The sequence below is a fragment of the Paenibacillus polymyxa genome, from assembly GCF_001719045.1.
In the GTDB taxonomy this organism is placed as follows: Bacteria; Bacillota; Bacilli; order Paenibacillales; family Paenibacillaceae; genus Paenibacillus; species Paenibacillus polymyxa_B.
On the sequence record NZ_CP015423.1, the window covers coordinates 2041550 to 2063674 of the forward strand.

General features: G+C 57.7%; 4 protein-coding genes. All 4 read right to left on the minus strand.

The window, feature by feature from the left end:
- Positions 1-143: 143 nt before the first annotated feature.
- On the minus strand, positions 144-1877 hold the full coding sequence (locus tag AOU00_RS09180; RefSeq protein ID WP_069290476.1) for an ABC transporter ATP-binding protein: 1734 nt from the start codon (positions 1875-1877) through the stop codon (positions 144-146).
- Positions 1874-3700: an ABC transporter ATP-binding protein gene (locus tag AOU00_RS09185; RefSeq protein ID WP_061832125.1), complete on the minus strand. Its 1827-nt coding sequence runs from the start codon at positions 3698-3700 to the stop codon at positions 1874-1876. Before AOU00_RS09185 ends, AOU00_RS09180 begins: the two co-directional genes overlap by 4 nt.
- Positions 3690-6998 carry a non-ribosomal peptide synthetase gene (locus AOU00_RS09190; protein ID WP_069290477.1) on the minus strand — a complete coding sequence of 1103 codons (3309 nt, stop codon included), beginning with the start codon at positions 6996-6998 and terminating at the stop codon, positions 3690-3692. Before AOU00_RS09190 ends, AOU00_RS09185 begins: the two co-directional genes overlap by 11 nt.
- Before the next feature lie 154 nt (positions 6999-7152).
- Positions 7153-22104 carry an amino acid adenylation domain-containing protein gene (locus tag AOU00_RS09195; protein WP_420488440.1) on the minus strand — a complete coding sequence of 4984 codons (14952 nt, stop codon included), beginning with the start codon at positions 22102-22104 and terminating at the stop codon, positions 7153-7155.
- Positions 22105-22125: the final 21 nt, after the last annotated feature.

Genomic DNA, 22125 nt, shown 5'->3' on the forward strand with positions numbered 1-22125 from the left:
CATTCCCGGAACGGCTCCTTCGGACTCTGTCCCCTTTTTCGTGTCTGCGTTTTCTGGTAACTACCGGTTATAAAGTAATACCTTGGATTACTAAAAGACTCTGTCGCATTCGCAAGCAGGAAGCCGCCCGCCGTAAAGCGGGTCTAGCCGTACAGCCGGGCGTAATAACCCCCGAGCGCCAGCAGGTCCTGATGGCGGCCCCGCTCGACGACCGTCCCTTGGTTCATGACGGTAATCAAATCCGCATGTTCCACGGTGCTGAGACGGTGGGCGATCAGAATGGTGGTGCGCCCCTTCATCAATACGTTCAGGGCCTGCTGTACCCAATGCTGGGATTCGTTATCCAGCGCGGAAGTCGCTTCGTCCAGCAGCAGAATCGGGGCGTTTTTGAGAATCGCCCGGGCAATCGCAATTCGCTGCCTTTGTCCGCCCGACAACGACGCTCCTCTCTCTCCCACCGGCGTTTTATACTGTTCAGGAAGTTCCTGAATGAAATGGTGAGCGTACGCCGCTTTGGCCGCTTCGATCACTTCTTCATCCGTTGCATCCGGGTTGCCGTAGCGGATGTTTTCCTCAATCGTGCCGGTAAACAAGAACGGCTCCTGTGGAACGTATGCAATCTGCCTGCGGATTTCGTCCAGCGTGTAATGGCCGAACGGTTTGCCTTGGAGCAGGATTTCTCCGCTGTCCACAGGATAAAAGCCGAGCAGCAGCTTGATCAGCGTACTTTTGCCGCTGCCGCTGGCCCCCACGATAGCGGCGACCTGGCCGGGAAACACCTGCATGGAGATGTCGACAAGCACCTTTTTATCCGCCTGATAGGAAAATTCCACATCGCGAAACTCCACCGCAGCCTCCGACACGAGCTCGCTGTGAGGAGATCCCAAACGCTCCGGTTCCTCTTCCTCTCTTAGTACCTCTTGAATCCGGTGAGCGCCCGCGATCGAATTTTGGGTCATCGACAGAACCATCCCCAAGTTCAACAAGGCGTGCGTCAGATTCACTTGCAGAACCGCCAGGGCAGCGACGCTTCCCATTCCCATCAGTCCGTAGGCATAAAGAAGACTGCCGATGACGATGATACCGCAGAACGTGACGTAGCTGATAAAATGATTCACCGCAGCCTGCATGCCGTTCTTCTGCGCGGTTTGCCGAAGCGTCTGCGTCATTTGTTCGTTCAACGCCTTGTACTGGCCGTAAATCGTGCGGATGCGGAACAGCTTCACAATTTGAATGCCGCCCATAAAATCTTTGAATTTTTCGGTCATTTTACCGAGCGTTTGCAAGCCTTGTTCGGACAAGGCGCGAATATCCCGCGCAAATTTCAGGCTGACCACGGAGGACAGCAGCAGAATGACGAAGGATACGCCGGCAAACCGCCAATCGATCAACACCATGGAGACAATGGAGCCGATGCAAAAGACAACTTGAAGCAGCAAAACGAAGTAAACCTGCGAGAATGTAAACTCAACGGTCGTTACGTCGTTGTTCACCCGCGACAGCAAATCCCCATGGTGCGTCTGCTCCAGGAATCTCGTCCGCACCCGGCACAGCTTGTCATAAAGACGTTCGCGGATATTCAGCACAGTCAGCTCGACACTGCGCTGGTATAAGTAAATGAACCAGGGAGAAATCACATTTTCCAGGAACAAGGCCGCGCCCAAAATAATAAAGGCTTCCACCATCAGGGACGTATCTCGAGACACGGCGAAATCAACCAAGTTATGTACGACCAAGCTGAAGGCGATCAAGAACAATGTCTGGGTGAGCGCCGTCACGGCCAGGCCAATGGCGTACTGGGTTTTGCGCTTGCGGTTCATAAACATCAGCAAGTAGCCGAGTTCTTTCACTTGCGAGAGCCATCCGCCCTTTTTCATGTGTACGCCACCTCCCTGCGTTCGGCAGACTCGGTAAATTCCTGATAGTACGACTGGGCGTACAGTCCCTTCATCTTCAGCAATTGTTCATGAGTGCCCTTTTCAACAATACTCCCCTGTTCCATGACCCAAATTTCGTCGGCGTTTTGTACTGTAGAAAGCCGGTGGGCAATAATCATCGTCGTTCTCTGCTTCATCAATGCGCCCAGCGCTTCCTGAACCGCGCTTTCCGACTCCGGATCAAGAGCCGACGTTGGCTCGTCCAGCAGCAGAACGGGAGCATCCTTAAGAAAAGCCCGGGCCATTGCAATGCGCTGGCGCTGCCCGCCGGACAAAAGGCCTCCGCGCTCTCCGACATACGTCTGGTAGCCGTCGGGAAGCTGCATAATGAAGGAATGCGCCTGAGCGGCTTTAGCGGCTTCGATAATCTCGTCCATCGACGCTACTTCCCGCCCGTAGCCGATATTTTCAGCGATCGTGCCGCTAAACAAATATGAATCCTGGGTTACCACGGAAAAATGCGACCGAAGCTGCTCCGGATCGACGCCGTGGATCAGGCTGCCGAACACGCGGATCTCGCCCTGGTCCTCTGGAAGCGGATAAAAGCCGCATACAAGCTTAAACACCGTGCTCTTCCCTCCGCCGCTCGCTCCGACAAGCGCGATCGTCTTCCCTTCCGGCACCGAGAAGCTAACATTCCGCAGGATCGGGGAGCTCTCCTCATATCCGAAGGTTACGTTCTGAAACTCGATGGGGGCGGCGCTCGCTTTCGGAAGCGAACGGCCATTTTCCGTTTCGGTCGGCTGCTCGACGATTTCGGAGACCCTTCTCAGGGCACCGGCCATTTCGAACGTCCGCGTGATGAGCTCGGGAATATGCTCCAGCGGCTCCAGACACAGATTCAGCAAATACAGGAAGGCGATCAGCTCTCCCGCGCCTAGCTGCCCATTGTAGATCAAATAGCTTCCGTAACTGACGGCGAAAATGATCGGGCTGATCATCAGCGTGGAAAGCAGCGGGTTGACCCAGGCTTCCCGCTTTTTCACGGCCAGCTTTTTTTGAGCCGTCAATTGCAGCAGCACTTGGTAGGAGCGAGATAACATGCCGGATAGCAGGTAGCTTTTTACAATAGGCATACCCCCAAGCGTATCCTGGAGGTTGACGTTCATTCGGCCCATGTTCGCCTGGGCTTCCTCCGTCAACCGCTCCAACTGCTTGCCGATCCATTGGGAAACCAGCAGCGCTACGGGAAATAACAGCAGGCTGTACAGCATCAGCTCCCATTGGAGGTAGATCAAATAAGCGAAACAGCCGATGAACACCAGCGGATGATAAAACCACTGGGCGAGGTCCCGAATCATAAACTGCTGGATCAGCTGCAGGTCGTTGTTGATCCGCGACAATACGTCGCCGGAGTGCTGCTTTTCCAAGTAGGAGACTGGGAGTTTGCCGACATGACGCATGACATGGTTGCGGATATCCTGCACCGCAGAGGCGCTGCTTCGCTCCACGCCGAAGCTCATGAAAAACTTCGCCGGCACACCGATCAAGATGACCACAAAGACCGTGTACACGATTTGCAGAACGATTGGCCCTGCCCCCTTCTCAGCCTGGGTGGTCAGCTGCTCGATCAAACTTCCCATCCATATCTCAATAACGGCGGCGGCAATCGCGGACAAGATACCGACGATCATCCAGCCTTTGTGACGGCTTACATAGGACATCAGCCAGCGGAACGCTTTCCAGGCGGCGTAAGCGGTTTGGCGCTTGGAAGGCGCCGCTGTGCCTTGTTCTAGAACAGACGGCTGGCGGTCAGCTTCCATGCAGTACCCCGGCCTCCGCTTCGATCTGCCGCTTGACTTGCTCTAAGATGTCCCGGATGACGACGGCCGTTTCTTCCACGCGCGCGAGTTCCAGCAATTCCTCGTGCGCGCCCTCCAGCCGATAATCGGCGTAAGCTTGCGTCGTTGCCCCCCGCCAGGAAGGCAATTGGTGCTCCAGGCGGAACGCTTCGCTGTCCTTCGCAATCATTTCGTAAATCCGGGCCGGGATCGTGCCGGAATTAATAAGCTGCGCTTCGTACGCCAAGGTCGCTTTGACCTTCCGATGAACCCGCTCCCGCACGAGCGGGTTGCTCATTAATTCCTTCTCTTCTTCGTCGAAATCGGCAAGCGTTTCTTCAAGCTCTTTCTCCGACGTTTCGGAAGGCGTCAGCGTGTCCTTAATCCACGAGTCCACCATGAGCACGTCCGTTACGGAATACCCTCTTTTCTCCATCGTTTTGGCTACCTCGAACGTCAGGTTGCCTCCGAAGCAGTAGCCGAGCAGCACGTAAGGTCCTTCCGGCTGGATGCGGACGATCTCGTCCACATAACGGTTCAGCATGGCCTCGTAATCGACGGCATCGTCAATAAAATCAATGCCGTAGAGCACGAACCAGCCGTCGAGCCTGCTTGCGAGCTCTCGGTAACCGATGCCGAAGCCGCTGCCCGGAGGGAAGCAGAACACGTTCAAATCTCCTGCTTTATTCAGCTTAATGAAGGAGTCTCCCCCTTTATCCAGGCCCAGATCCCCCTCTCCCAAAGCCATGGCTTCAACTGTTAAATTGTGGAATTGGCGGTTCAGCGGTATCTCGAGGCCCGTTTCATCGTAAACGGCTTGAACGAGCCTCATCAGACTTAACGAATTGCCACCCAACTCAAAAAAGTTATCCTTTACGCCGACCTGCGGAACGCCAAGCGTATCCTGCCAGACGCGGGCGATCTTCATTTCGAGCAGCGTTCTCGGCGCGACATATTCCGCTCCTCCGGCCGCGGCTTCCTCCGGCGCGGGCAGCGCTTTGCGGTCGATTTTCCCGTTCGGGGTCAGCGGCATCCGCGAAAGCTGCACGAGGTGCGAAGGAATCATATACCCCGGAAGCTGCTTGGCGAGCTCCTCCTTGAGTTCATGCACCGCCAGCCTCGTTTCCGCCACGTAATAAGCGACAAGCTGCTTATGGCCGTTCGCGTCGTCGCGGTCGAGCACCTTAGCTTCTTGCACGGCGGCGATCTTCAGCAGCTGCGTCTCGATTTCGTCCAGCTCGATCCGGTACCCACGGATTTTCACCTGATGATCGATCCGGCCCAGGTATTCGATGTTGCCGTCCGGCAGCCAAGCCGCCAAGTCGCCCGAGCGGTACAGTTTCTCCCCCTCCGCAAACGGGGAATCGACGAACTTCTCCGCCGTCAGATCCGGACGGTTCAGGTATCCTCTCGCAAGGCCTTCCCCGGCCACATACATTTCGCCCGCTACGCCGATCGGCACAGGGCGGCGGTTTTCATCAAGGACGTACACGCTCAGCGTCGGGATCGGCTTGCCGATATTGCTCTTCGCCGCCTCCATTTCGACCCACGTGATTTCCTTATACGTAACGTGAACCGTCGTCTCCGTAATGCCGTACATATTGATCAGCTTCGTCTCCGGGTACTTCGTCTTGAAGCCCTTGAGCAGCAGCGGACTCAGCGCTTCGCCCCCGAAGATGACGTTGCGAATCCGCAGATCGTACGGATGGTCCGCCAAGACCTTACGCAGCAGCTGGTAGAAGTACGTTGGCGTCTGGTTCAAAATCGTGACCTGTTCGCGGCCCAGCAGCGCCAGGAAATCGGCCGGATTTTTCGCCGTGAGCGGCGGTACGATGACCAGCTTGCCTCCGTACAGCAACGCTCCGTACATTTCCCAGACGGAGAAATCGAAGCAGAACGAGTGGAACAGCGTCCACGTGTCGGACGGCCCAAAGTCGAACAGGTTCTTGTCGTTGAACAGGAGGCGCACGACGTTCTTATGCTCGATCAGCGTTCCTTTCGGTCTGCCGGTCGTTCCCGACGTGTAGATGACATAAGCCAGGTTGACCGGCCCGGAAATCGGCTCCAGGTTCGAAGCGTCCAGCGCATCGGCGGAGTCCGCCCCTCTGTCGCCCCAAACGAAATCGTCCAATTCGAGGCGCGTTCCTGCGAAGTCGGTCTTCTCGTGCAGATGCTTTTGAATCAGCAATAACGGCGCGCCCGAATCCTCGATCATGAAGCGGATGCGCTCCTCCGGGTAGTCGGGATCGACAGGCACGTATGCTCCGCCCGCTTTGAGAATCGCCAGAATGCCGACAACCATATCGAGCGAGCGTTCGGCCAGAATCGCTACCAGCTGGTCCGCTTCTACTCCCGTCTGCCGCAACTTCCGCGCAAGGCGGTTGGATCGCTCGTTCAGCTCGCGGTAGGTCAGCTGCCGCTCGTTCATGACGGCGGCCACGTTGTCCGGGTAAAGCTCCGCCTGTTCTTCGAACAAGCCGTAAATCGTTTTCCCCCGCTCGAACCCGGTTTCGGTGTCATTAAATCGCTTCAGCAGCGTCTCCCTCTCGTCTGGGGACAGCACATCGGCTTGTCCGAGCTCCAGATCCGGCTGAAATAAAAGCACGGACAGCAGCCTAACAAGATGGTCGGCCGCCTGTTCCACAAATGCCCGCTCGTACCGCTGCCCGTCAAAGCTTATTTCCAGCTCGATGGAGTGGTTTTGGCGGTCGAAGCGAAAAAACGTATCGGCCGCCACCCGGTTACCCAGCGGTTCCGGATGAATCGGGGCGAAGGATACGACGGTGTTGACGACCGGGAGGCCGTCCCCCGTATAGTCCAGATGGAGCGGCTCCACCATTTTCCGAAAAGGCAGGTGCTGATGCTCCAGCGCCTCGCCGATGGAGGCTTTGATGCCCCCGAGCAGCGTTTTCAGCGTAGTCTGGCGGCTTACGGACGTCTTGATCACCAAGATGTCATGCGGCGGCGGAGTCCCGTCGGGGTCTGCGCTATAAGAAGGCATGCCGACCAGCACTTGGTCCCGCCCGGTATATTTGAACAGCAGGCTTTTTACTCCTGCCAAAACAATCATGTACAAAGCCAAATCCGAACCGTTGGCGAGGCAAATGATTCTCTCCGAGAGTTCGCTCGGCAGAGTACGGTGAAGCAAGCCCGGCTCGGCCGCAGCTTCCCCGTCGGCGGATAATTTGGAGGATTGACTGTAGGGAAGGAAGCTCAGGCTGTCTTCGGCGTCAAACTTGCCGCTCCAGTACCGTTCTTCCTTTTCAAACAAAGATTTCATTTGTACCTCCCCTAAAAATGAAGTGACCGCATGCCCCGGCGCAGGTCCGAAAAAGCTTGCTTTCGGCCTGCGCGTTTACGGGCTTGGACGTTGTTCGCCGTCTTCCTTGGGATGCGCGCCGCTTTCGCTTGACGGCGGAGGCGCGCTTATAGGATTAGAACGCGAATTCGATCGTATCGACGGCACTCTTTGCGCCTGCCGCCGGTTTATGACATTCAATCCGGCTTAGCTCGAGTTGTGGATTTTCCGCAATTTGAGACAGTACCCGCAGGTAATCCTCGGTCAAGGTGCGGATCATCGCTTCTTTGAACAGCTTGGTGGCGTAGAAGAAGCCCCCGCTCAGCGCCCCGTTGTTTTCATACATAAACAGCGTCAGATCGAACTTCGCTTCTTCCAAATGGTCAAGCTCGTAAGTCTTCAGGCTGACCCCTTCCAGCTCGGCGTCTCGTTCTTCGATATTTTGCAAGTCGAAAACGGCATCGAACAGCGGGAAGCGGCCCGGCTCCCGCTTCACATTCAAACGCTCCACGAGCTCCTCGAATGGATAATCCTGGTTCTCGAAAGCACCCAAAGCCGTTTCCTTCACTTCTTCCAGGTAGGACAAGAACGTTTTGTCGCCCGACGGACGATTGCGGATCGCCAGCGTATTGACAAACATCCCGATGACCGGTTCCAAATCGGCGTTCGTTCTTCCCGCCACCGGGGTGCCCACGACCAAGTCCTCCTGCCCGCTGTACTTGGACAGCAGCACGGTATAAGCCGCAAGCAGCACCATGAACAGCGTGCTTTCACGCTCGGCCGCCAATTCGCGCAGCCGCGCAGAGAGAGAAGCTTCGACGTCGAACTCCAGATGCGCGCCTTCGTAGCTACGAGCCGCAGACCGTTCGTAGTCCATCGGCAGGTCCGCCGTCGGCAGCTCGCCTTCGAAGGTTTGCAGCCAGTACGCTTCCTGCCGCCCGATCCGCTCTCGGTGGGCCTTCGACTGCTGCCAAACGGCATAATCCTTGTATTGAATGCGCAGTGGCGGCAGTTCTTCCCCGGCGTAGAAACTCGAGAACTCATCAATCACAATCGCCATCGATACGCCGTCGGACACCATATGGTGCATGTCGAAAAGGAGAATATGCAGGTTCGGCTCCAGCTCGATGACCCCGGCGCGCAGCAGCGGCGGCTTGCCGAGATCAAACGGACGAACGAAGCTGCGGACGATCTGCTCGATTTGAGCCGCATCCTCTTTATCCGCTTGATGATGCTCGATAGCAAAATCGACCTGCGGGTAAATCCGCTGAACCGCTTCGGCCTTCACGATTTCAAAACCGGTGCGCAGCGATTCATGCCGTGTTATCAATTTCCGCAAGGCGGCTTCCAACCGGTCTAAATCAAACTCGCCTTCCACCTGCACCAGCTCCGGCATGTTGTAAAGCTGATCCGCTCCATCCAGCGTGTGCTGAATGAACAGCCGTTTCTGCGCGGAGGACAGAGGGTAGTACTCTCTCTCCTCCGCTTGAGGAATGGCCTCATGCTCCCGCCGTTCCATCCGGGCGATTGCCTCGGCCATCGCCGCAATCGTCGAGTGACGGAATACGTCGCGCAGCGGCAGGTTGACGTTTAATTCCTTAAATACCTTGCCCGCCAGCGTCGTCGCTCGCAGGGAGTGGCCGCCGATGTCGAAGAAGTTGTCGTGAACGCCAATCTCCTTCGCAAGCCCCAGCACCTCCTGCCAAATCGCCGCCAACTTCGTTTCCAGCTCATTGCGCGGTGCGACGTACTCCGTTCCGCTTCCCGCTTCCCCTTCCGGCGCCGGCAGCGCCTTCCGGTCAATCTTTCCGTTCGGCGTCAGAGGCAGGCGCTCCATCTCTACGAAGTACGACGGGATCATGTAGCCCGGCAGCTCCTGCGCTAGCGCGCTGCGCAAATCGTTCACCACCAGCTCCGCTCCGGTATCCGGCGTGTAATACGCGCATAGCGCCTTCTGCCCGTTCGCGTCACTTCGAACCAGCACCACCGCTTCGCGCACGCCTTCCACCCGCAGCAGCTGCGACTCGATCTCGCCCGTCTCGATTCGGTAGCCCCGGATTTTCGCCTGGTTGTCGATCCGGCCGATGAAGTCCACGTTGCCGTCTTCCATCCACCGCGCCAAGTCTCCTGTGCGGTACAGCCGCTCGCCCGCGGCGAACGGGCTGTCTACGAACTTCTCTTCCGTCAGCTCCGGACGGTTCAAGTACCCGCGCGCCACTCCGACTCCGCCGATGACCAGCTCGCCCAGCACCCCGACCGGCACCGGGTTCAGATGCGCGTCCACGATGTAGAATTTCGCATTCAGCCACGCTTTGCCGATCGGCACATTGCCTGTCTGCGGCAGCTTCGTCAGCTCCTCGTCGTAGAAGCTGGAGTCGATCGCCGCTTCCGTCACACCGTATGCGTTGATGATCCGGAACAACGAGCCGAAGCGTTCCTGCAAGGTCCGGTAATCCGCCACGCTGCAGCTGTCCGAGCTCGTGATCAACAGCTCCACCCGGCTCATATCCAGTTGCTGCTCGTGCACGTACTCTAGGAACGGCACGATCAGCGCTGGCGTCGATTCGAAGATGGTGACCCGCTCCCGCTCAATCCAGTGGTGCAGACGAGACGGATCGATCCGGTCGTCCTTCGGCACAATCACCATCGTGCCTCCGTTGTACAGCGTCCGCGCGATATCTCCCACGAACACGTCAAACGAGAAGCTTGCGAGCTGCAGCAGCCGCACCGGGAACTCATCCAACCGGTATTCCCGCCGGTAGCCCGCCGCCGTGTTCACCAGGCTGCGATGCTCGATCATCACGCCCTTCGGCTTGCCCGTCGTTCCCGACGTGTAGATCACGTACGCCAGGTCCTCCGGACGGGCTTCATGGAAGCTGTCGGTGCCAACATTCTGATGGCTCTCATCGCCGTCGTCCACAGCATCCGTCAGCTTGCCGGAGACCATGCCGGAGACAACCGACGCATTCGCCCGCTCCTCGCTGTACGACGCTTCCTCGTCGAGGTACAGCACCGCCGCCAGCGCCAGCTCCTCATCGCCGAGCCAGGCTTCGGCACGCTCTCGCAGCGGCGTTTGCGTCAGCAGCACCTTCGCTCCGCTGTCTTCGAGCATGAACCGCACGCGCTCCGCCGGGTAATCCGGGTCGAGCGGCACATACGCCCCGCCCGCTTTCCAGACGGCCAGCACGGCCACCAGCAAGTCCACCGAACGCTCGGCGAGAATGCCGACGATCGTCTCCCGGCCGATGCCGCTTGCGCGCAGCGTAGCCGCCAAGCGGTTCGCCCGCTCGTTCAGCTCCGCATACGTCAGTCGGTCGTTCTCGTACACGACGGCCGCCGCTTCCGGCGTGCGCTCCGCCTGTTCCTCGAACAACCGGTGGAACGCGGCCGCAGGAGCCGCTTCCGGCTGCGCCGGGTTGAACGCGCCGAGAATTTGTTCTTTTTCCTCTGCCGTCAGCAAGTTCAGCTCGGCGATCTTCGCATCCGGATGGCTTACGATCGTTACGAGCAGCTGCTCGTAATGTTTTGCCAGCCGTTCGATCGTCTCCCTTTTGTAGAGAGCCGTCGCATATTCGAAGCTGTAATCCAAGCCGCCGTTCTCCTCGCCCACATCCAAGCTGATATCAAACTTCGCGGTATCCAGTGCGCTCGGATAAGGAATCAGGCGAAGCCCTTCCAGCTCAAATTCCTCGTTCTCCGTATTCTGCATCGTAAATAGCGTGTCGAAGAGCGGATTGCGGCTTAAATCACGGGTGACTTGCACCTTGTCCACCAATTCTTCGAACGGATAGTTTTGATGCTCGAAGGCGTGGAGGGTCGTTTCTTTGACTTCGTTCAGGTATGACAGGAATGTCTTCTCCGAAGCCGGATAACTGCGGATAGCCAGCGTGTTTAAGAAAATCCCGATCAACGGCTGCACATCTCCATGATTCCTTCCGGCAATCGGCGTACCGACGATCACGTCTTCCTGACCTGAATATTTATGCAGAAGGACGTTATACGCCGCAAGCAGCACCATAAACAGCGTCGTGCCCGTTTCCGAGGCCAGCTGCTTCAGGCCGTCGGTTTTCGAAGCGTCGAAGAAAAACTCCAGCGTTTGGCCTTCGTAGCTCTGCACGGCCGGACGCGGATAGTCGGTCGGCATTTCCAGCACCGGAAGCTCGCCTTGGAACATGTCCAGCCAGTACGCCTCCTGCCGCTGAAGCCGTTCCTTCTGCTCCTGCGAATGCTGCCAAACGGTGTAGTCTTTGTACTGAATACGCAGAGGCTCCAATTGCTCGCCGCCGTACAAGCGGACGAATTCTTCAACAAAGATTTCCATCGAGACGCCGTCGGAAATAATATGATGCATGTCGTACATTAGAATATGGCGTTTCGGAGCTAGCTCGACAAGGCCTACCCTCAGCAGCGGAGGCTTCGCCAAGTCAAACGGACGGACGAAACGGCGAACCGTCTCTTCGGCCTCTTGCTCATCCGCTCGATAGAACTCCACGGCAAAATTCACGTCCTGGTAAATCCGCTGCGATGCTTCGCCATCCACCATTTCGAACCCGGTGCGCAGCGTTTCATGCCGCGCCACGAGCTTACGGAACACTTCTTCGAACCTTGCTCGGTCCAAAGCACCCTCCAGCAGCATCGCTTCCGGCATGTTGTAGCTAAGCTCCGCGCCTTCCAGTTGATTCAGGATAAAGAGACGTTTTTGAGCAAAAGATTGCGGGTACACCTCTCGGTCATCCGCCATCGGAATGGCAACGAATGTCTGCTCATCCAGCCGGGAAATGGCGGCCGCCATGCTCTCGATCGTGGAATGGCGGAACACGTCGCGCAGCGGCAGATCCACGTTCAACCCTTTATGAATCTTGCTGACCAGCGTCGTCGCCCGCAGGGAGTGACCGCCGATGTCGAAGAAGTTGTCGTGAACGCCAATCTCCTTCGCAAGCCCCAGCACCTCCTGCCAAATCGCCGCCAGCTTCGTTTCCAGCTCATTGCGCGGTGCGACGTACTCCGTTCCGCTTCCCGCTTCCCCTTCCGGCGCCGGCAGCGCCTTCCGGTCAATCTTTCCGTTCGGCGTCAGAGGCAGACGCTCCAGCTCCACGAAGTACGACGGGATCATATAGCCCGGCAGCTCCTGCGCCAGCGCGCTGCGCAAATCGTTCATCGCCAGCTCCGCTCCGGTATCCGGCGTGTAATACGCGCATAGCGCCTTCTGCCCGTTCGCGTCACTTCGAACCAGCACCACCGCTTCGCGCACGCCTTCCACCCGCAGCAGCTGCGACTCGATCTCGCCCGTCTCGATCCGGTACCCCCGGATTTTCGCCTGGTTGTCGATCCGGCCGATGAAGTCCACGTTGCCGTCTTCCATCCACCGCGCCAAGTCTCCCGTGCGGTACAGCCGCTCGCCCACGGCGAACGGGCTGTCTACGAACTTCTCTTCCGTCAGCTCCGGACGGTTCAAGTACCCGCGCGCCACTCCGACTCCGCCGATGACCAGCTCGCCCAGCACCCCGACCGGCACCGGGTTCAGATGCGCATCCACGATGTAGAATTTCGCATTCAGCCACGCTTTGCCGATCGGCACATTGCCTGTCTGCGGCAGCTTCGCCAGCTCCTCGTCGTAGAAGCTTGAGTCGATCGCCGCTTCCGTCACGCCGTATGCGTTGATGATCCGGAACAACGAGCCGAAGCGTTCCTGCAAGGTCCGGTAATCCGCCACGCTGCAGCTGTCCGAGCTCGTGATCAACAGCTCCAACCGGCTCATGTCCAGTTGCTGCTCGTGCACGTACTCCAGGAACGGCACGATCAGCGCCGGCGTCGATTCGAAGATGGTGACCCGCTCCCGTTCAATCCAGTAGTGCAGACGAGACGGATCGATCCGGTCGTCCTTCGGCACAATCACCATCGTGCCTCCGTTGTACAGCGTCCGCGCGATATCTCCCACGAACACGTCGAACGAGAAGCTGGCGAGCTGCAGCAGCCGCACCGGGAACTGATCCAACCGGTATTCCCGCCGGTAGCCCGCCGCCGTGTTCACCAGGCTGCGGTGCTCGATCATCACGCCCTTCGGCTTGCCCGTCGTTCCCGACGTGTAGATCACGTACGCCAGATCCTCCGGACGGGCTTCATGGAAGCTGTCGGTGCCAACATTCTGATGGCTCTCATCGCCGTCGTCCACAGCATCCGTCAGCTTGCCGGAGACCATGCCGGAGACAACCGACGCATTCGCCCGCTCCTCGCTGTACGACGCTTCGTCGTCCAGGTACAGCACCGCCGCCAGCGCCAGCTCCTCTTCGCCGAGCCAGGCTTCGGCACGCTCTCGCAGCGCCGTTTGCGTCAGCAGTACCTTCGCTCCGCTGTCTTCGAGCATGAACCGCACGCGCTCCGCCGGGTAATCCGGGTCGAGCGGCACATACGCCCCGCCCGCTTTCCAGACGGCCAGCGCGGCCACCAGCAAGTCCACCGAACGCTCGGCGAGAATGCCGACGATCGTCTCCCGGCCGATGCCGCTTGCACGCAGCGTAGCCGCCAAGCGGTTCGCCCGCTCGTTCAGCTCCGCATACGTCAGCCGGTCGTTCTCGTACACGACGGCCTCCGCTTCCGGCGTGCGCTCCGCCTGTTCCTCGAACAGCCGGTGGAACGCGGCCGCAGGAGCCGCTTCCGGCTGTGCCGGGTTGAACGCGCCGAGAATTTGTTCTTTTTCCGCCGGTGTCAAAATGCCCAGCTCGGCAATCTTCGCATCCGGACAGCTTACGATCGCCGCAAGCAAATGTCCGAAATGAGTCGACAGCCGCCGGATCGTGCTTTCTTTATAAAGAGCCGTTGCAAATTCAAAGCTGCACTCCAGGCCGCCGTTTTCTTCCGTTACATCCACACTCAGGTCGAACTTGGCCGTGCCGTATTCGCTAGGGTACGGGGACAATTTCAGCCCTTCCAGCTCAAACTCTTTATCCTCCAAGTTTTGCAGGGAGAACATCGTGTCAAACAGCGGGTTGCGGCTCAAATCCCGGCTGACCTGCACTTTATCGACGAGCTCTTCGAACGGATAATTCTGATGCTCGTAAGCGCCTAAGGTCGTTTCTTTCACTTCCTCCAGATACGACAGAAAGGTCTTCTCCGAAGCCGGATAATTGCGGAGCGCCAGCGTATTGACGAACATTCCGATCAAAGGCTGCGTGTCTCCGTGCGTTCTGCCCGCAATCGACGTTCCGACGATCAAATCGTCCTGACCTGTGTATTTTTGCAAAAGCACGGTATATGCCGCAAGCAGCACCATATACAGCGTCGTTCCTCTTTGAGCGGCCAGCTGCTTCAAGCCTTCGTTCGTTGCCTCGTCCACGAAGGACGTCAGCGTTTGTCCCTCAAAGCTCTGCACGGCCGGACGCGGATAGTCCGTCGGCATTTCCAGAACCGGCAGCTCGCCCCGGTAACGGTCCAGCCAGTAAGCTTCCTCGCGTTTCAACTGCGCTTTTTGCTCGTCCGACTGCTGCCATACCGCATAGTCCTTGTATTGAATGCGCAAAGGCTCTAATGACTCGCCGCCGTACATACGAACGAGTTCCTCGACTAACACGTCCATTGAAACCCCGTCGGAGACGATATGGTGCATGTCGAACATCAGCAAATAACGTTCGGCTGCCAGCTCTACGAGCTCCGCCCGCAGCAGCGGAGGCTTCGCCAAGTCGAAAGGCCGGATGAAGGCCTGCACGACTTCGGGCGCTTCTTCCTCGCTCACATGACGGTACTCGACGGCAAAGTCGACGCTCTCGTAAATGCGCTGTACAGCTTCGCCTTGTACGATCTCAAAGCCGGTTCGCAGCGTTTCGTGCCGTGCGATCAGTCCGCGGAAAGCCTTCTCCAGCAGGCTCCGGTCAATCGATCCTTCCAGCAGCAGCACGCCCGGCATGTTGTAGCTCTGATCGGCCCCTTCCAGCTGATTCAGGATAAACAGCCGCTTCTGAGCTGAGGAAAGCGGATAATATGCTCTTGCGTCCGCCAGCGGAATCGACGAGAACGACTGCTCTCCGATCCGGGAGATGGCGAGAGCCATCTCTTCGATCGTCGAGTAGCGGAATACGTCGCGCAGAGGCAGCTCGACGTTCAGCTCCTGATGCACCTTGCTCACCAGTGTAGTCGCCCGCAGGGAATGGCCGCCCAGGTCGAAGAAGTTGTCATGAACCCCGATGTGCTCCAGTCCGAGCACGCTTTTCCAAATTCCCGCCAAGCTGGCTTCCAGCGGAGTCCGAGGCGGAGTACGTTCTTCGCCCGGCTGCAAGCTCTCCTCCGGCGCCGGGAGTGATCGGCGGTCGACCTTGCCGTTCGTCGTCAGCGGGAGCCGCTCCAACTGGATCAGGTACGCCGGAATCATATAGGCCGGCAGTTCCTGGGAAAGCACGCTCTTCAGCTCGGCCGCCGGAAGCTCGCGGTCCGCTTCATAATAGGCGCAAAGCTGCTTCTCGCCGGAGGCGTCTTCCCTCGCGAATACCGTCGCTTTCCGAATTCCCTCCACTTTCTGAAGCTGAGCTTCGATTTCGCCCAACTCAATGCGGAAGCCGCGGATTTTCACTTGGTCGTCGGTCCGTCCCACGTATTCGATCGTGCCGTCCGGCAGCCATTTCGCCAAATCCCCCGTCCGGTACATGCGCTCTCCCAGCACAAACGGATTGTCCACAAATTTCTCCGCCGTCAGCTCCGGCCGGTTATTGTAGCCCCGTACCAAGCCTTCTCCGCCGACGCAAAGCTCCCCGGCCACGCCGATCGGCAGAAGCTTATTCCGGCTGTCGACGATATACACCTTCGTATTACTGATCGGCCGTCCGATGGGTACGGTAACCGCCGACTCATCGACGAAGTCGACCGGAAGGTACGTGGTATAAACCGTGCTTTCCGACGGGCCGTACAGGTGGTTGAGCCTGCCCGGTCCGATATGGGCGAGCGCTTTACGTACATGTCCGACCGACACTCGCTCTCCTCCGAACAAAATCGCCCGGACATCCCGCAGGCAATCGACGTTCACATCTACAAGGACGTTGAAGAAAGCCGTCGTAATCAGCATGACCGAGATGCGCTCACGCTGGATGAGATCCGCCAGCCGGACGATTTCCAGCAAAGTCTCGCGGGGAACCAGCACCAGCCGCGCCCCGTTGGTCAAAGCGCCGAAAATATCGAAAATCGCTCCGTCGAACGAATAGCTCGAAAGCTGGAGGACATGATCCCGTTCGGTGATGTCGATATAATTCGTATTTCGCACGATCCGCACGATGTTGCGGTGCGAAACAAGGTTGCCTTTCGGCTTGCCCGTCGTGCCTGAAGTATAGATGACGCAGGCCAGATCCGTCGCTTCGGTGCCCGGATTTAGATTTGTGCCGTCCTCGTGATAGAAGGACTCGTCATCCAGTAAGATCACGGAGTCCGAACCCGCCAGGCGCTCGCGCAAGCGGCTTTGCGTCAGCATGACCTGCGCTCCCGAATCCTCAATCAAGAAACGGATACGCTCCTCGGGATATTCCGGGTCAATCGGTACGTAAGCCGCTCCGGCTTTGTGTGCCGCCAGCATGCCCACCACCATTTCGATGGAACGCTCAGCCATAATGGCGACCAGACGGCCTTTGGATATCCCGTGGCTACGCAAGGTACGGGCAAGGCGGTTGACGCGTTCGTTCAGCTCGCGGTAGGTCAGCTCTTGCTCATTCAAGGAGATGGCGGCTGCATCCGGGATGCGCTCCGCCTGCTCTTCGAACAATTGAATGAGCGTCTTCCCGCGCGGAAATTCCGTGGTGGTGTCGTTAAAACGTCCGAGAAGGTCGGCCTTTTCCGCCTCCGTCACAAGTTCCAGCTCGCCCACGGTAATTTCCGGGTTATCCGTCACCTGCTCCAGCAGATGGACGAGATGCCCCTTGAGCAACTCGATGCTGTCTTTATCGAACACTTCGGCGTTAAAGTCGAATCGAATTTCGATCTCGACTCCCGGCACCACGGTCACGTTGAAGTTATAGTTCGTCTGCTCCTCCATCTGAACGTCAGCGATGGTAAGGTCGCCGTGCTGCTGGTCGCCCGCCTGCTCCATCTGCTCGTCCACTGGATAGTTCTCGAAAGCGATGATATGGTTGATCAGGTTCTGCTTTTGCACGCTGCGGGCTTGAATTTCATACAGCGGATAGTAATCATAACGCCCGGACTCCAGCGCCCGCTCTTGGAGCTTCGCCATCAGGTCGGCGAACACGGTGTCCGCTTCGCTCGTGACGCGAACCGGCACCGTATTGATGAACAGCCCGATCATGGACTCGATGCCCGGGATTTCCGCCGGTCTTCCGGCCACGACGCTGCCGAATACGGCATCGTTTGTTCCGTTATATTTTTGCAGCATTACGCCCCAAGCGGCTTGCAGCAGCGTATTGACCGTAACCAGGCGCTGTTTCGCCACCCGGTCCATCCGCTCGCTCAAGTCCTTGCCCAGCTCGGCGGTGACGTGATCAGCCGTAAATCTGCCGTTTGGCGCCGGTTCCTTTTGTCCCGGGAGTACGGTTTGCCCCTCATAACCTGCCAGGAATGCCGTCCAATAGCCGGATGCCGCCTGATCGTCCTGTTTCTCCAACCATTCGATATAAGCGCCATAATCCGATCCCTTATCTCCCGCTGGCTGCTTGCCGGATGCCAAGGCCGAGTACGTCTCAAACAGCTCCTGCGTCAGCTGCGGCAGGCACCAGCCGTCCATCAAAATATGCTGGAAACTCCACAGCACATGATAGCTTTGCTCTTCGGTGCGCAGGATCGTAACCCGAACGAGCGCGTCATGTTCCATGTCGAAGCCGCGAAGCTTGTCATCCTCGGCCTTTTTATCCAAATACGCTTGTTTCTCGTCCGCCTGCAAATGAAGCAGCTCTTCATATTCAAAGCCGACCGGCTTGTCGCGGTATATGATTTGCAGCGGCTCGCCCGCCGGTCCTTTCACAAAATTCGCCCGCAGCACCAGATGACGTTTCGCAAGCTCCATCCAGCTCCTCTCGAAAAGCTGGACGTCGAGCGCTCCCCGCATCGTAAACCGAGTCTGCTCGAAGTAAGCGGCCGTTTGCCGGTCAAGCGCGCTGTGGAACCACATGCCCTTCTGCATCGGCGTAAGCGAGTAAATATTTTCAATTTCCCCGAGATGGCCCGAGCGCTGGGCGATTTGCTCCAATTCCGCGATGGTCAAGCCTTTAAATTGCACGTCGCTCGGCGTCAATTCGGTGTTTTCTTTGCCTGCGCAGTGGGTAATGAGCTCTCGGAGACTTTGCTCAAGCCGCTGAGCGAAGGCTTCCATCGTTTCCTTGCGATACTGCTTCCGGCTGTAGCTGAGATCGAGCGATAAAGCGCCGTCCAGCACCATGCCGTTGATATCCAGCACAAAGCTGCGGGCCTGCCGGTCGCTGGCCGGGCTGCCGCTGGAATAAGAAGATATGCCGATCTCGTCCTGATTGACATCATCGTCGAACTGGCCGAGGTAGTTAAAATTAATTTCCGGCTCTGCGCCCCAAACAAAGCCATCCTCCGATTTGGAGAGATAGCGGCATACGCCGTACCCAAGCCCCTTGTTCGGAATGCGGCGCAAGCTTTCCTTGACCTGTTTAATCTGATAGGCCAAATCCCGGTCGGTTTCCGGCTCCAGGACGACCGGAAACTTGGTCGTAAACCAGCCGACTGTGCGCGTGATGTCGATATCCGTTCCGATCGATTCGCGTCCGTGTCCTTCGAGATTGATCCGCACCCGTTCGTGTCCCGTCCACTTGCGAACAGCTATGCCGAGTGCCGTTACCAAAATATCGTTCATTTCGGTGTTGTAGGCCCGGTGAACCCGCTTCAGCAGCAGCTCCGTTTCTTCGGGAGTCAAACGGACAAACAGCGATTCGCTGTCCTGCTGCGTCGTAACGTCCGCCTCCAGATCCTTCGGCACGGCCGGAACCGCAATTTGTTCCACGGCCTGCCAATAGGCCCGTTCCTTCGCCATCTCCGGGCTTTGCGCGTAAGCGGCCAACTGCTCGGACCAAGTGCGGTACGCATCCGTTTTCGCCGGGAAACGAATTTCCTCGCTTTTGCCGGCCTGCTCGTAACCCACAGCGAAATCCTCCATCAAAATGCGCCAAGACACGCCGTCCACCACGGCATGATGAACCGCGAGCAGCAAATGATCGCCGTCCGCGCACCGGAACAGTCCCGCCTTCACGAGGGGCCCGTTCTCCAGATCGATGCCCGCTTGAATGTCCGTTGCCTTCGCTTCCACAGCCTGGGCGGTATTCTCCGCATCCTTGAAGTCGAACACGTCCAGCGTGAACAGCCCGCCTTCCTGAATCGCGCGATTCCGCGCGCTAAACCCTTGTTCCGTCTTGCGGAACACCATCCGCAAGGCGTCATGATGCTCGGCCAGCTTTTGCAGCACCTGACGTACCGTCTCTTCGTCGAAGCTTTCCTTCCGGTACAGCATCACCGACTGGTTGAAATGATGCGGGGCCGCAAAGGAGCTCTCGAAAAACCAAAGCTGAATCGGCGTCAGCGCCGTTTCACCCGTTATTTCGCCTTGATCGATGGTACGTCCGATCGGTTTCACATGCAGGCTGAGCTGTGAGATAGTCGGATATTTGAACAAATCCCGGATTTCCAGCTTGTACCCGGCTTGATGAAGCCGCGAAGATACTTGAATGGACTTGATCGAGTCTCCGCCCAGCTCGAAGAAATGATCCGTTACCCCAACGCGATCGGCGTTCAATACCGCCTGCCACACATCGGCAAGCGTCCGCTCGGCTTCATTGCGGGGAGCTACGTACGCGCCGCCGGTCAGCGCGTTTCCTTCCGGAGCGGGCAAAGCCTTGCGGTCGATTTTGTCGTTCGGCGTGAGCGGCATCCACGGAAGCTGAACAAAATGCGCTGGAATCATGTAATTCGGCAATTTTTGCGCCAGCGCGCTTCTCAGCTCGCCGAGCGTAAGCGGGCGGCCCGCGACCAGGTAAGCGCACAGTTCTTGCCCGCTTTTGCCTTCCCGCGCGATTACAATCGTCTCCTGCACGGAGTCGATCTTCAGAAGCTGCTCTTCAATCTCGCCGATCTCGATCCGGAATCCACGGATTTTCACCTGATGGTCAATCCGGCCCAAGTACTCAATATTTCCGTCCGGGAGCCAGCGGGCCAAGTCGCCCGTCCGGTACAGTCTCTCTCCGGGCTCAAACGGGTGTTCGATGAATTTCTCCGCCGTCAGATCCGGCCGGTTCCAATATCCCCGGGCGAGGCCGACGCCCGCGATGCATAATTCTCCCTCCACTCCGATAGGCGCCAGCTGATTCTGTGCGCCCAGTATATACAAGCGATGGTTCCAGATCGGACGTCCGATCGGTATCGCTCTGCGTTCGGTGTCATGCGTAGACGCCGCCCACACGGATGTGGCAATCGAGGCTTCCGTCGGACCGTACGCGTTATAGTACTGTACCTTGTCTTTCCACTGCTGCACGAATTCGGCTGAAACGGCGGAGCCCGCCGTGATGAGCCTGCTCAGACTCGGCAGGCGGTCTGAATTCAAATAAGCCGCATAAGTTGGCGGCAAAGTGGCGATCGTAATTGCATGCTCGTTCATGAAACGTTCGAACAGCTGATCATCCAAAATCGTCTCGGTTGACGGTATATATAAGGTCGCCCCGAAATACAGAGCGTTGAACATCTCCCAACACGACGCATCGAACGATAGGCTGGCGAATTGCAGCACTCGATCCTGTTCGGTCGTGTGAAGCGTATGGGCAAACGTCAGTTCCAGGCTGACCAGCCCGCGATGCTCCAGCATGACCCCTTTGGGTTTGCCCGTCGTACCTGATGTATAGATGACATAAGCCAGATCGTTCGGACCGCTGGCCGGCTCCAGGTTCGAGCCATCGTCGCTGTAGGCCTGCTCGTCATCCAGCGCCACCACGGTCCCTTCGAACGGCACCTGCTCCAGCAACTCCCTTTGAGTCAGCAGCAGCTGCGCGTTCGAGTTCTCCAGAATGTAGCGGATGCGTTCTTCCGGGTATTCCGGGTCGATCGGCACGTAGGCACCGCCAGCTTTCAGAACCGCCAGAATGCCAACGACCGTCTCCAGCGATCTCCTGGCCATCAAGCCTACCAGCTGATTGGGCAGCACGCCGACCGATCGCAGCGTCCGCGCCAGCCGGTTCGCCCGTTCGTTCAGCTCCGCGTACGAAAGCCGCCGCCCCTCAAAGACAACCGCCGTCGCTTCGGGCACCCGCTTCGCTTGCTCCTCCACGAGCTGATGAATCGTCCGATCACGGGGATAGTCCTTCTCGGTATCGTTAAAGCTTTGCAGCAATTGAAATTTCTCGTCCTCCGACAGCATGTCCGCCCGCACGATGTCCAGCTCCAACTCGTGAAGCCCCACGGCCAGCAGGCGATTCAGATGGCCGACGACCCGAGTCATGAACTCGGAGTCATATAAGTGCTCGTTATATGACAGTGCTAGCTGTATCGTCCCGCCGGTTAAGCTGAATTCAAAGGAACAATCCGTGACCACGTTTTGCCCGATTTCGTCCAGATGCAGCTCCTTAAGGGATACTAGCGTATGGACGACGGGTATCCCGCCTGCATATTGCAGGTCCAGCTTCTCCGTCATTTTCAAGAACGGAATATGTTGATGCTGAATCGCTTCCGGCAAGGAAGTCCTCAGCTCGCTCAGAAGCGTTCTAAAAGTCGCACCCGCCGAAAGCGAGTTTTTCAAAATGATCGTATGATTAACGGATCGGCGCGTCTCCGTCGGTTTCCGTACAACCGGCATGCCGACCAGAATGTCAGAAGCGCCTGTATATTTATGCAAGAGCGACTGAACACCGGCGAGCAAAATCATAAAAGTGGCCAGCGGAGCGCCCTTGCTCATTTGAAGTACTCGCTGCGCCACTTCCTCCGAAAGCGTCCCGCCGACGGTTGTCATAATGGGCGCCAGGGAGCTTGGAGCTTTGCTGTATGGCAGCCGCGTCAAGGTATAATCGTCGCTACCGAATTTTTCGTTCCAAAACAACATTTCTTTTTCAAAAGCCATCTGGATCGTTCCCCTCTCTTCATCGGTAAAAGCAATCCGGCGGAGCATATGCCGCAGCAACGCTCCCCG